This window comes from Amycolatopsis albidoflavus (assembly GCF_039525725.1).
In the GTDB taxonomy this organism is placed as follows: Bacteria; Actinomycetota; Actinomycetes; order Mycobacteriales; family Pseudonocardiaceae; genus Amycolatopsis; species Amycolatopsis albidoflava.
In genome coordinates this window covers 56,001-68,225 of record NZ_BAAAHV010000033.1, presented here as the reverse complement: position 1 = coordinate 68,225, position 12,225 = coordinate 56,001, and the positions used below count along the sequence as shown (strand labels likewise).

Genomic DNA, 12,225 nt, shown 5'->3' with positions numbered 1-12,225 from the left:
CCTTCGCGTCAGGCTGCGATGCCCTTGCCGGTCTCGAGGACCGACTTCAGGTCGGACAGGATCCACGCCCAGCCGCCGCCCGCGTTCTCGCCCGGGCCGGCGTTGACGTCCTCGTGCTGGCCGGACACGAGAGCCGCGTGGTTCGGCGCGCCGGTGACGTCGTGGGTGACGGTGAGCCGGGTGCCCGCGGTCTGCGTTTGCTCGATGTCGTAGGTGACCGTGGTGTACGGCTCGGCGACGAGACTCGGATCCATCTGCAGTTTCCACGTGACCACCAGCTTGCGCGGCGGATCGACCTCCAGCACTTCGCCGTCGAGGAGATCGCTGGTGAATCCTGAGTCGATGAACTCCTGGGTCGGCTTCGTGCGGTGCTTGCCACCGCGCTTGAGGTCGTAGTCGGCCAGGCCGGTGTAGCCGTACTTCTGGGTCCATTCCGGCTTCGTGATGGCGTCCCACACCGCCTGCGGGGTGGCCTTGATGTACACGCGGTTGACCTGAACGGTCGTGGTGTCGCTCATTTTTCCGGCTCCTTAACGGTTTCTTCGGCTTCGAGCCGGGCCTTGAGGTCCAGCAGCGCCGAGGTGTGGTGTGCGGTGTACTTGTCGATCCAGCGGTCGTGGATCTGCCGGATCGGGATCGGGTTCAGGAAATGCCGCTTCTCCCGCCCCTCCTTGCGCGAGGTGACCAGCTCGGCCTCCTCGAGCAGCTTGAGGTGTTTCATCACCCCGAACCGGGACATGTCCACTTCGGACTCCAGCTCGGTGAGCGTGCGGCCGTCACGCGCGTAGAGCAGGTCGAGCAGGAACCGGCGGGTCGGATCCGCCAGAGCCTTGAAAACCAGGTCCTCGTCGGGCACGCACCGAGAATAGGTGACCAAAAGGTCACATGTCAACCAGCGGGACGGAGGGGTGCGCGAATCTCGTCGACGGCCGTACGGGTGACGTTTGGTATGGATGCGTCACATGACGGCGTCCGGGCGGTACCTTCTGGTTTGCTGGCCCGCTGGGGGAGTCGCGACAGCGAAGATGGGGGAAATGTGCGTCGAACGAGGATTCTTTTCATTGTCATGTCGGCCATTGCCGCGGTGATCTTGCCTTCGGCGGCGTACGCCAGTGCGGCGGACCTGCATGATTGTCCCGACGACTATTTCTGCGTTTGGGAGGAGCCGAACGCGACCGGGCACTTCGCCAAGTTCCAGCTCGGCTCGTCCGATCTCGCGAAACCCATCAACGGGCACGTTTTCAACGATCAGGTCTCGTATGTGTGGAACCGCACCACGAGCGTGTGGTGCGTCTACCGGGACTCGGGTTACTCGGGCGGTTCGTTGCGAATTTCGGTGGAGTGGCAAGGCCCGCTTGGTCCGCGCTACAGCTTCGACAACGTGATCAGTTCGCTCAGATCGTGCGCATGAGGCAGGAATCAAGGGGGGACGAGAAATGAAGAATGCGGTGAAGATGGCGACGGTGCTCGGGCTGCTGTGTTCGGCCGCGGTAGCGGTCGCGCCTTCGGCCTAGGCGATCGCGCAACTATTGGGGCTATCTCGGGTTTCGGGAAAAGCTCAACGTGGGTGCGTTCCAGCGGGTGTGCTGGACACCCAAGGTCAGCGGAGTGAGCGGCCACTACACCTTTCTCGCGACCGGTGAGCTGTACAGCAGTCACACCGGCACCCAGTTGGCAATCGGCTCCACCGGCGATTTCGACCGTTAGCGAGGTGGGCCGAACGGACGCGGCGCGACTTCCGCCACCGGAAGCCCCGCCGCGTCCGTGAAGGGAATCAACCAGCGCTAAAGCAACGCGCCCAGCGGCAAGATCAACGCGATCGCCACCACCGAGATCACCGTCTCCATCACCGACCAGCTCTTCAGCGTCTGCCCGACCGACATCCCGAAGTACTCCTTGACCAGCCAGAACCCGGCGTCGTTCAGGTGCGAGAAGAAGAGCGAACCGGCGCCGATGGCCAGCACCAGAAGTGCGTTGTGCGTCGGGTCGAGGGTCGCGGCCAGCGGGGCCACGATGCCCGCCGCGGAGACCGTCGCGACCGTTGCCGAGCCTGTCGCCAGGCGGATCGCCACCGCGACCAGCCAGCCGAGCAGCAGCGGCGACAGGTGCGCGCCCTTGGACAGGCTGGTGATGACGTCGCCGACCCCGGCGTCCACGAGGGTCTGCTTGAACCCGCCGCCCGCGGCCACGATCAGCATGATCCCGGCGATCGGGGCGAGGGAATCGCCGATGATCGACGACAGCCGTTCCCGGTTCAGCCGCGCCGGGCGGCCCAGCACGACCATGCCGACGAGGACCGCCAGCAGCAGCGCGACGAGCGGGTCGCCGATGAAGTCGAGGACGCGGCGGGCCGGATTTCCCTTGTCCGCCAGGATGTCCGCGAGTGCCTTGGCCAGCATCAGGACGACCGGCAGCAGCACAGTGGACAGCGTCGCGAAGAAGCTCGGGCGGTGCTTTTCGTCGGTGCCTTCGGATTCCGGGACCAGCCGGGCGGGCGGCGCGGCGTCGGGCACCATCTTCGCGGCGAGACGGCCGAACAGCGGACCGGCGATGATCACCGTCGGAAGGCCGACCAGCAGGCCGAGGCCCAGGGTGAGGCCGACGTTGGCGTTCAGCGAACCGGCGGCGGCCAGCGGGCCGGGGTGCGGCGGGATCAGGCCGTGCAGCACCGACAGCCCGGCCAGCGCCGGGATTCCCAGCAGCAGCACCGGTTTCCCGCTGCGCTTGGCGACCAGCAGCACCACCGGGATCAGCATCACGAGGCCGATCTCGAAGAACATCGGCAGCCCGATCAGCGCGGCCACCAGCGCCATCGCCCACGGCAGCCCGCCGCCGCGGACCCGGCCGAGCACGGTGTCCACGATCCGGTCCGCGCCGCCGGAATCGGCGAGCAGTTTGCCCAGCATGGCCCCGAAAGCGATCAAGACGCCGACGGACGCGACAGTGCTGCCGACGCCGTTGGTGAAGCTCTTCAGCAGCTTGTCCACCGGCATTCCGGCGACCAGGCCGAGCACGCCGGAGCCCAGCGTCAGCGCGAGCAGCGGGTGCAGTTTCACCTTGCTGATCAGCACCACGATCACGGCGATGGCGAGCACCGTGGCGAGGATCAGGCGGGTGTCGTGGCCGGTCCAGCCGGCGGCGAGGGTGGTCATGCGCGCTCCTGGAACGCTTTCAGCGCCGACGCGACGAGGTCGGCGGGCGGGCGGCTGATGTCGAGGGTCACTCCCGGCTCGTCCGCTTCCAGCGGTTCGAGATCGGCGAGCTGGGAATCGAGCAGCGAGACCGGCATGAAGTGGCCGGTGCGGGTCTTCATCCGCTCGGCCAGCAGGTCGCGCGAGCCGTGCAGGTGCAGGAACCAGACGTCCCCGCCGCCGCGGAGCACGTCGCGGTAGCGCCGCTTCAGCGCGGACGAACTCACGACCGCGCCGTTTTCATGGTGCTTCCCGATCCAGGTCGCGATCGACGCGAGCCACGGCGCCCGGTCCTCGTCGGTCAGCGGGATCCCGGCGGTCATCTTTTCGATGTTCGCCCGCGGGTGGAAGGTGTCTGCCTCGGCGTACACGGTCCCGAGCCGCTCCGCGATCGCTGTGCCGACCGTCGTCTTGCCCGAGCCCGATACGCCCATCACCACGATGACCGTCATCCGCACCTCCCACGTCTTTGTGCTCTGGAGAGTCAAACTCAAAAGTACTACTTAATCAAGAAGAAGTAGTACTTAATCGAGTCAGAGCGCTAGGTTAACGCGGTGGGGACTGATCGGCACGAGGAGATGCTCGACGAGCTCGGCGCGGCCATCGCGAGCGGCGAGCTGGCGCCGGGCGCGGTGTTGCGCTCCGAGGAGTTGCAGGAGCGGTACGGGACTTCGCGGACCGTGGCCCGCGAGGTGGTGCGGGTCCTCGAGACGATGGGGTTGACCAGCAGCCGCCGCCGCGTCGGGGTCACCGTCCGCGAGCCGGCCGAGTGGAACCACTATGACCCGAGGTTGATCCGCTGGCAGCTCGACGGCGCGGACCGGCCGGCCGCGCTGCGCACGCTGACCGAACTGCGCTCGGCCGTCGAGCCGTGCGCCGCCCGGTTCGCCGCGATCCGGGCGACCCCGGAGGAACGCGGACGGCTGCGCGCGCTGGCGGTGCATCTCCAGCGCACGGCGCGCGCTCGTGACCTCGACACCTTCCTTGGCCACGACGTCGCATTCCACGATCTGCTGCTGTCGGCGTCGCGGAATCCGATGTTCGCGCAGCTGTCCTCAGTGGTTGCCGAAGTGCTCGCCGGCCGCACCGGGCACGGCCTGATGCCGGACGAACCGCAGCCCGAGGCGGTCGCGCTGCACGTCGAAGTGGCGGAGGCGATCGACCTCGCCGACCCGGTGCGCGCCGAACGCGCGATGCGCGACATCGTGGAGCAGGCACGCGAGGAAATCGCCGCCGCGGTGTCGAGTAATCTCGGCGGCTGAATCGTCCACGTTCGGGGGGCTGCAAGTGAGCGCGGCGCGCGCGATCGGCTTGATTCTCGGTTTGGCCGCCGACGGTGCACTCGGCGACCCGCGGCGACGGCCGCCGGTGACCGCCTTCCGTCAGGTAGTCGCCACCACTGGCTCCCGACGCGCGACCGGGCTCGGAATCGCTGGCGCGGCAGTCGCGGCTGGCGTGCTGGTCGAGCGCACTGGCCGCCGCAGCCCAGTGCTGCAGGCGACCGCGACGGCGGTGGCGACCTGGGCGGTCGTCGGCGCGGCCGGGCTGGCGACGCAGGGCACGGAACTGGCGCGCGATCTCGAAGAGGGCCGTCTCGAACCGGCGCGCGACACACTGTCCGAACTGGACCCGCGCGTCACCGACGGGCTTGGGACGATCGGGCTTTCCCGTGCGTCCGTGGAAACTTTGGCGGAGAACACGTCCGAAGTGGTCGTGACGCCGTTGCTGTGGGGCGCGGTCGCGGGCGTGCCCGGGCTGCTGGCGGCGCGGACGATCGGGCTGCTGCGGCGGCTGCTTCCTGGACACTGGGCTATCGACCGGCTCGATGAGCTCGTGCACCTTCTGCCGACCCGGGTTGCCGCCGCGCTGACCGTTGTGGGCGCGCCCGTTGTGGGCGGTTCCGCGGGTGGCGCGTGGCGGGCTTGGCGCCGCGACACGATCGCGCACCCGAGCCCGAACGCCGGTCGCGTTGAGGCGGCTTTCGCCGGGGCGCTGGAGATTCGGGTCGGCGGGCGGACCGAGTATCCGCAGGGTGTGGTGGAGCTGCCGGTGCTCGGGGTGGGCCGGAATCCGGATGCCGGACACGTCACGCGCGCGGTGGAACTGTCCCGAGTGGTCGGTTGGCTGGCCGCCGGGACGTCGGTGGTCGTCGCGGTGCTGACCGGATTGCGTCGCCGAAACCCCTGAGCCGTCAGGGTTTCAGGTGCGCGATGGCCTCCGCGTCGCCGAAACCGTCCCGTTCGGACAGCCGGGCCCCGATCCGCTGCCGGTCCTCGGATTTCTTGTTCCCGCCGTACTTGAACTTCGCCCGCACCTCGGTGACGGTCAGCTCGATGCCGCGAATGCCGGGCAGCAGCCGCCGGTCCGGAGTGTCCACAGCGGACACCGGGGTGCGCTTGCCGTCCGGCTCGAAGTGCGCCAGCTGGTGGTTCAGCAGCGCCGCCTTCTCCGCCGGATCGTCGACGAGCCGGACGTCGCAGGCCAGCTGCACGCTCGCGTAGTACGAAGTGGGCACGCCGAGCGCGGGATCGTCGGTGGTATTCCAGTCCGAGCGGATGTAGGTGTAATCGCCGGTCACCGTGAGCAGGGCGCGCGGGTGTTCCTCCAGCAGCGGCCACACCGGGTTCGGCCGGGCGAGGTGCAGGCGGACGGTCGCGTCGCCGTCGAAGACGAAGTGCGTCGGCACCACTACCGGGAGATCACGGCCGCGGCCGCCGGCGACCAGTTCGCCGAAATCGTGTCCGGCGAGCCAGTTCCGCCATTCGTTCTCGTCCGCGGTGTCCCAGGGGTGGATCAGCATGCCGCCAGTATCAGCGCCGCGAGTGGCCCGGACAAAGGGCCATTTTTCCGGAGAACGACCAGGCCACTCAGGCGGTCGGCGTGTACTCGTCCTCTTCTTCGGCGAGCATCTCCGCGACGGACTTGCGCCGGCCGCGCTGCGGGCGCTCGGTCGTCAGCGCGCCACCCGGGCGCAGCTCGCGGATCGTGAAGTACAGCCAGCCCAGCAACGCCATCGTGCCGAAGGCCAGCCACTGCAGCGCGTACGAGAAGTACGGCCCCGACTCCAGCTGCGGCAGCGGCAGCGCGCTGAGCACGCCCGGCTGATTCTGGTCGAGCTGGAAGTAACCCGGCCGGATGGTGAGGCCGGAAGACTTCGCGACCACGCGTGAGTCGACGGTGTAGCTCTGCAGCTTCCCGTTTGTCGAGGCGTCGGCGAACGCGTCGCGGTTCTTCGGGTCTGTCTCGTCGCTTCGCACGCGCGCGACGACCGTCACCTGCCCACCCGGCGCTGCCGCGTACGGGAGCACACCGGAGTCGCTGCTGAGCCCGACGTAGCCGCGGTCGATCAGGTACACAGTGCCGTCGGTGGCGCGAAGCGGCGTGAGGACCTCGTACGCGCCTTGGCCCTGCACAGTGCGCAGCCGCGCGACGACTTCCGCCGAAGGCAGGTACGTGCCGGTGATCGACACGAGGTGCCACTCGGTGTTCTTGTCCGGCTTCGTCCCGGGCGGCAGCAGCTGCGCCGCGGGCGCGGGCTTCGCGGTGAACGACGTGGTCAGCGCGTTGTTCTGGGTGACCTGCTCGCCGTCGCGGCGGAACTGCCACGGGGCCAGCAACGTGTAACAGCAGATGGCGAAGGTGAACACCACCACTGTCAACGCCAGCCATCCCGGCCGGAGCAGAAACCGCAACCGCACCCCTCTACGGTAGGCCGTCGCGTTCCGTGCGCGCACCCGGACCGGACGTCACGCCTGTTCGCGGACCCAGTCCAGCAGTCCCGGCACGCTCCGCTCGATCATCCCGAGCACGTCCTCGAAGCCGCCGTCGCCGCCGTAATAGGGGTCCGGCACCTCGGCGCCTTCGGGAGCGGACGGGTCGAAGGAGCGCAGCAGCCGCACCCGCGAAGGGTCTTCGACGCGGGACTGCAGGAATCCCAGATGACTCTCGTCCGCGGCGAGCAGCAGATCGGCTTCGAGATCTTCGTCGCTGACCTCGGCCGCGATGTGCTCGGTGGGGTAGCCGTGCGCCTTCAACGTGGCGCGCGCCCGCCGGTCAGCCGCCTCCCCGACGTGCCACGGCCCGGTTCCCGCGCTGGACACGTCCACGGCGTCGGTGAGGCCCGCGTCGGCGAGCTTCTTGCGGAAGACGAGCTCCGCCATCGGGGAGCGGCAGATGTTTCCGGAGCAGACAAACACCAGCTTGGGCATGGTCGGCAGTCTCTCAGAACGACCGTGCGAGGATCCCCAGGTGCCTGCATTAGCCGAGATCATCGCCGTCCTCGAACGCAGTTACCCGCCCCGGCTGGCGGAAAGCTGGGACGCGGTCGGGCTTGTCTGCGGAGACCCGGCCGAGGACGTCGCCCGCGTGCTGTTCTGCGTCGACCCGGTCGAGGAGACGCTCGCCGAGGCCGAGGAAATCGGCGCGCAGTTGATCGTCGCGCATCATCCGCTGCTGCTGCGCGGTGTGCACGGCGTTCCCGCGGACACCGCCAAGGGCTCGCTCGTGCACCGGATGATCCGCGGCGGCATCGCGCTCTACTGCGCGCACACCAACGCCGACTCGGCCGACCCCGGCGTGTCCGACGCGCTCGCGGAGGCCATCGGGCTCGTGGTCGACCGGCCGCTCGACCCGCACGAACCCGGCGGTGCCACCGGGATCGGCCGGATCGGGCACCTGCCCGCCGCGGAGCCGTTCGCGCAGTTCGTCCAGCGGGTCGCCGACGCATTGCCGCCGACCGTGCCCGGCGTGCTCGGCGCGGGCGACGAGGACCGGCCGATCCGTACCGTCGCGGTATCGGGCGGCGCGGGCGACTCGTACCTCGCGAAGGCGACGGCCGAGGGCGTCGACGCGTACGTGACCGCGGATCTGCGCCACCATCCGGCCGGCGAACACCTCGCCGCGGCCGGAACCGTGCCCGCGCTGGTCGGCTTGACGCACTGGGCCAGCGAGTGGCCGTGGTGCGGACAGGCCTCGGCCCTTGTCGGCGCGGCCTTTGCGGGTACCGTCGAAGCTCACGTCTCCACGCGGTGCACCGACCCGTGGACCATCCGCGCTACCGCCCAGTAACTAAATCAGGGAGCACAGTGAAGGCCGACCCCGCCGTCCAGCGTCAGCTGCTCGAACTCGCGAAGGTGGACGCCGAGCTTTCGCGCGTCGCGCACCGCCGCCGCACCTTGCCCGAGCTCGCCGAGATCGAGGCGGGGGAGAAGGCCGTCCGGGACAAGCGCGACGCGCTCGTGTCCGTCGAGACCGCGACGTCGGACCTCGACCGGGAGATCGCCCGGCAGGAGAAAGAGGTCGAATCGGTGCGGGCGCGCGAGGACCGCGACCGCAAGCTGCTGGAATCCGGGTCGGTCGGGGCCAAGCAGATGACCGACATCGAGCACGAACTGCAGACGCTCGGCCGCCGCAAGGGCGCGCTCGAGGACGACCTGCTGGAGCTGATGGAGCAGCGCGAGGCACTGGGCCTGGACGCGCAGCGCACGAGCGCCGAGGTCGACAAGGCACAGCAGGCTGTCGAGGCCGCCGCCGGCCGCCGCGACGAGGCGTTCAAGGACCTCGACACCACCGAGGCCCGCCGCAAGGAGGACCGCGCGAAGCTGCTGCCGCGGTTCCCGGAGCCGCTGCTCAAGCTGTACACCCGCGTCTACGACCACAAGGGCATCGGCGCGGCGCTGCTGCGGGCCCGCCGGTGCGGCGCCTGCCAGCTCGAACTCGACCGCAACACCATCTCCGAGATCAAGGCCGCGGCCGAGGACAGCGTCGTGCAGTGCGACAACTGCGGCGCGATCCTGGTCCGCACGCTGGAGTCGGGACTGTGACCGAACGGGCGATCGTCGAGGCCGACGGCGGATCCCGGGGCAACCCGGGACCGGCGGGCTACGGCGCGGTCGTGAAGGACGCGGCCACCGGCGAAGTCCTCGCCGAGCGCTACGAATACCTCGGCATCGCCACGAACAACGTCGCGGAGTACTCCGGGCTCGTCGCCGGGCTCGCCGCCGCGGCCGAGCTCGGAGTGTCCATTGTGGACGTCCGGATGGACTCGAAGCTCGTGGTGGAGCAGATGTCCGGGCGGTGGAAGATCAAGCACGCCGCGCTGCAGCCGCTGGCCGCGCAGGCGCGCGAGATCGCGGCGGGTTTCGACCGCGTCGGCTACACCTGGATCCCGCGCGCGGAGAATTCGCACGCGGACCGGCTGGCGAACGTCGCGATGGACAGCGCCGGGTCCGGGGCCACCTCGCCCGCCCCGGTCGCCGAAAAGCGGCCGAAGGCCAAGGTCTCCGAGCCGGACCGGGTGTCCCCGGCGGGCTGGACCGGAGCCCGCGGCACGCCCACCAAACTGCTCCTGCTGCGCCACGGCCAGACCGAGATGTCGGTCGACCGCCGCTACTCCGGGCGCGGCGACGTCCCGCTCACCGAACACGGCCGGGGCCAGGCCGCCGCGGCGGCCAAACGGCTGGCCGCGATGCCGGGGCTGATCGGCGAGGACGGCGAACCGGCCCCGATCGTCTCGTCGCCGCTGATCCGCACGAAGCAGACCGCGCAGGCGGTCGCCGACGCGCTCGGCGGCCGGGTCGAAACGCACCCCGGCCTCATCGAGACCGACTTCGGCGAATGGGAGGGCCTCACCTTCGGCGAGGCCGCGCAACGGGATCCGGAACTGCACCGCTGCTGGCTGAGCGATTCGTCGTGCCCGCCGCCCGGCGGCGAGAGCTTCGACGCGGTCCACGAGCGGGTCGGCAAGGCCCGCCGCGACCTCGTCGAGCAGTACGACGGGCGCACGGTGCTCGTGGTCAGCCACGTGACGCCGATCAAGACCCTGCTGCGGATGGGGCTCGACGCCGGGTCGTCGCTGCTGTTCCGGCTGCACCTCGACCTGGCGTCGCTGTCGATCGTCGAGTTCTATCCCGACGGCAACGCCTCGGTGCGGCTGGTGAACGACATCTCGCATCTGTCCTGAGCAGTGCGGATGTGACGTGGATCACGGTCGGGGATGACGTGTGAAACGCCCCGAATGAGGTATTGGCTAGAGTGCGGTGTCGACCGCGGCGCCGCGGCGCTGGTCCCGGCCGGGACTTCAAGGGGGGCGCAGGCTCGTGCGTTTCTTCGGCAGCATCCGCAAGTGGAAACAGTGACGAGGACATGACGGCTAGCGCACTCACCGCAGTATCGGAGCCAGACCTGCCGGGGGAGGAGACGACCGATCCGCCCGCGCGGTTCAAGCTCAGCTGGCTGGCCTCGACGCTGGCCGTGCTGGCCGGCGTGGCCGCGGTCGCCTGGCACGCCACCCGCTACGGGCACTGGATCGTCGACGACGCGGCCATCACGTTCTCCTACTCGCGCAGCGTCGCCGACGGGCTCGGCCCGGTGCTGGCCCCCGGCCAGCCGCCGGTGGAAGGCTTCTCCGACCCGACGTGGATGATCCTGCTCGCGCTGGGCAAGGTCGTCGGCCTCTTCGACAAGGGCCTGTTGTTCGGCATCCCGGACTACGTGCTGTTCCCCAAGCTGCTCGGCCTGTTCTTCACCGCGGGCATCCTGGTGCTGTGCCACCTGGTGGCCCGGCAGGTGTTCCGCAGGCACGCGTGGGCGATCACGCTGGCCACCGGCCTCGGGCTGGCGGCGATCCCGTCGTTCGTGATCTGGGTGGTCTCCGGCCTGGAGAACTCGCTGTTCGCGTTCTTCACCACCGCGTTGGCGGCGCTGCTGTTCACCGCGCTGCGCAAGGAAAACTCGCTGTCGTTCAAGGTCGCGATCGTCGCGGGCGTGCTCGTCGCCGCGGCCGCGCTGACCCGGCCGGAAGGCCTGATCTACGCCAGCGCGTACCCGATCGTCCTGCTGTTCGGCGTGAAGCGCGAGGGTTTCTGGCCCAGCCTCCGCTCCGCGCTGGTGTCCATCGCGGCCTTCGCCGTGCTGTTCGGCGGCTACGTCGTCTGGCGCTACACGGAGTTTCACCGGCTGCTGGCCAACCCGTCGGTCGCCAAGAAGCAGGGGCTGCCCACCTTCGCGTCGATCATCCGGCCGAACCAGCTGGTGGAGTACGTCGGTATCGCGCTGACGCTCGTGCTGGTCGCGGTGGTCGTGTGGGCGCTGGTCAAGGCACCGTGGCGGCGTCCGCTGCTCGGGCTGGTCACGCCGCTCGTGCTCGGCGTCATCGCGTACGGCGTGATGGTTCCGGACTGGATGGCGCAGTACCGCTTCGCGACGCCGGTGTGGGTGCTCGGCACGCTGTGCGGCGTCATGGCGTTCGCCGAGCTGCTGCGCTCGCTGACCCAGGTGCGCTGGCGCGCGCTCGCGGCTCTCGTGCTCGTGGCCGCCTCGGTGCCGTCGGCGATCGGGTTCGTGAACCAGTCCGACGAGTTCATCAAGAGCCCCACCGTGCCGGCGTGCCTGATCGCCGACCGGTTCGGCCGCGGTTTCAACACCTACGCGGACATGCTCGGCCTGCAGCAGGCTTCGCTGCTCCTGCCGGACCTCGGCGGCTCGTCGATGACGAGCAGGCTGGAACTGGTCGACATGGCCGGCCTGGTCAACGCGCCGATCGCGGACCTCACGCACAAGGAAGACCTCGTCGGCCTGCGCAACTACGTGTTCGACACGGTGAAGCCGACCTTCATCCACTCGTGGGGCCCGTGGGCGGACGGCAACGAGATCAGCATCGACCCCCGCATCGACCGGGACTATGTCCCGATCCTGGTGTACCCCGGCCCGGGCAAGCGCCAGGGAGACTTCGTCCGCAAGGACGCGGTGACCGATCCGGCGAAGCTCGCGGCGGTTCAGCACTATGCGCAGGTCACGATGATGAACGTGGAGGCGCAGCGGTTCGGGGACGGTCTGGATGACTGTGGTCCGACGTTGTCGCGCGGCAGCACGGTCGCGCCGCGCGGCTAAAGCGCCAGCCATAGTGCGCAGGTGGCCGCCGCCAACGACAGCGGCGTCGTGAGCGCCCCGAGCCTCAGGAACTCGCCCACCGGCGGATGTTGCCCGTGCCGGACGACAACCCGTCGCCACAGGAGCGTCGGGAGCGAGCCGCGGG

Annotated in this window: 14 protein-coding genes; 7 read left to right on the top strand and 7 right to left on the bottom strand. The window is 69.5% G+C overall.

What is annotated here, in order from left to right:
* Positions 1 to 8 precede the first annotated feature (8 nt).
* On the bottom strand, positions 9 to 518 hold the full coding sequence (locus ABD156_RS46660) for an SRPBCC domain-containing protein (RefSeq protein ID WP_344288488.1): 510 nt from the start codon (positions 516 to 518) through the stop codon (positions 9 to 11).
* Positions 515 to 856 carry an ArsR/SmtB family transcription factor gene (locus ABD156_RS46655; RefSeq protein WP_344288486.1) on the bottom strand — a complete coding sequence of 114 codons (342 nt, stop codon included), beginning with the start codon at positions 854 to 856 and terminating at the stop codon, positions 515 to 517. Before ABD156_RS46655 ends, ABD156_RS46660 begins: the two co-directional genes overlap by 4 nt.
* Positions 857 to 1,066: 210 nt before the next feature.
* Here ABD156_RS46655 and ABD156_RS46650 point away from each other — a divergent pair, with 210 nt between their 5' ends.
* Positions 1,067 to 1,411 carry a peptidase inhibitor family I36 protein gene (locus tag ABD156_RS46650; RefSeq protein WP_344288485.1) on the top strand — a complete coding sequence of 115 codons (345 nt, stop codon included), beginning with the start codon at positions 1,067 to 1,069 and terminating at the stop codon, positions 1,409 to 1,411.
* Positions 1,412 to 1,784: 373 nt separating this feature from the next.
* Here the strand turns inward: ABD156_RS46650 and ABD156_RS46645 are convergent, their stop codons facing one another.
* Positions 1,785 to 3,152: a GntT/GntP/DsdX family permease gene (locus ABD156_RS46645; RefSeq protein ID WP_344288483.1), complete on the bottom strand. Its 1,368-nt coding sequence runs from the start codon at positions 3,150 to 3,152 to the stop codon at positions 1,785 to 1,787.
* Complete coding sequence (locus ABD156_RS46640; protein WP_344288481.1) at positions 3,149 to 3,643, bottom strand: gluconokinase; 495 nt, start codon at positions 3,641 to 3,643, stop codon at positions 3,149 to 3,151. The genes ABD156_RS46645 and ABD156_RS46640 overlap by 4 nt, the downstream gene beginning before the upstream one ends.
* Before the next feature lie 126 nt (positions 3,644 to 3,769).
* Here ABD156_RS46640 and ABD156_RS46635 point away from each other — a divergent pair, with 126 nt between their 5' ends.
* Positions 3,770 to 4,453 carry a FadR/GntR family transcriptional regulator gene (locus tag ABD156_RS46635; RefSeq protein WP_344288889.1) on the top strand — a complete coding sequence of 228 codons (684 nt, stop codon included), beginning with the start codon at positions 3,770 to 3,772 and terminating at the stop codon, positions 4,451 to 4,453.
* A 25-nt stretch (positions 4,454 to 4,478) separates the two neighbouring features.
* On the top strand, positions 4,479 to 5,378 hold the full coding sequence (locus ABD156_RS46630; RefSeq protein ID WP_344288479.1) for a cobalamin biosynthesis protein CobD/CbiB: 900 nt from the start codon (positions 4,479 to 4,481) through the stop codon (positions 5,376 to 5,378).
* A gap of 4 nt (positions 5,379 to 5,382) precedes the next feature.
* On the opposite strand, the gene ABD156_RS46625 is transcribed toward ABD156_RS46630, so the two are convergent.
* The 3 genes from ABD156_RS46625 to ABD156_RS46615 form a co-directional block, all read right to left on the bottom strand.
* Positions 5,383 to 5,991: an FMN-binding negative transcriptional regulator gene (locus ABD156_RS46625; RefSeq protein ID WP_344288477.1), complete on the bottom strand. Its 609-nt coding sequence runs from the start codon at positions 5,989 to 5,991 to the stop codon at positions 5,383 to 5,385.
* Positions 5,992 to 6,058: 67 nt separating this feature from the next.
* Entirely contained in the window at positions 6,059 to 6,889 is an 831-nt protein-coding gene (locus tag ABD156_RS46620; protein WP_344288475.1) for an SURF1 family cytochrome oxidase biogenesis protein, read from the bottom strand.
* Between the two features lie 48 nt (positions 6,890 to 6,937).
* Positions 6,938 to 7,399: a low molecular weight protein-tyrosine-phosphatase gene (locus ABD156_RS46615; protein WP_344288473.1), complete on the bottom strand. Its 462-nt coding sequence runs from the start codon at positions 7,397 to 7,399 to the stop codon at positions 6,938 to 6,940.
* 40 nt (positions 7,400 to 7,439) lie between these two features.
* On the opposite strand from ABD156_RS46615, the gene ABD156_RS46610 reads away from it, so the two are divergent.
* The 4 genes from ABD156_RS46610 (at position 7,440) to ABD156_RS46595 (ending at position 12,080) form a co-directional block, all read left to right on the top strand.
* Complete coding sequence (locus tag ABD156_RS46610; protein WP_344288471.1) at positions 7,440 to 8,258, top strand: Nif3-like dinuclear metal center hexameric protein; 819 nt, start codon at positions 7,440 to 7,442, stop codon at positions 8,256 to 8,258.
* A 17-nt stretch (positions 8,259 to 8,275) separates the two neighbouring features.
* Positions 8,276 to 9,013: a zinc ribbon domain-containing protein gene (locus ABD156_RS46605; RefSeq protein ID WP_344288468.1), complete on the top strand. Its 738-nt coding sequence runs from the start codon at positions 8,276 to 8,278 to the stop codon at positions 9,011 to 9,013.
* Positions 9,010 to 10,152, top strand: a complete 1,143-nt coding sequence (locus tag ABD156_RS46600; protein ID WP_344288465.1) for a bifunctional RNase H/acid phosphatase — start codon at positions 9,010 to 9,012, stop codon at positions 10,150 to 10,152. The genes ABD156_RS46605 and ABD156_RS46600 overlap by 4 nt, the downstream gene beginning before the upstream one ends.
* A 182-nt stretch (positions 10,153 to 10,334) precedes the next feature.
* A complete protein-coding gene (locus ABD156_RS46595; protein WP_344288464.1) occupies positions 10,335 to 12,080 on the top strand; it encodes a hypothetical protein in 1,746 nt (581 codons plus the stop codon).
* Positions 12,081 to 12,225 lie beyond the last annotated feature (145 nt).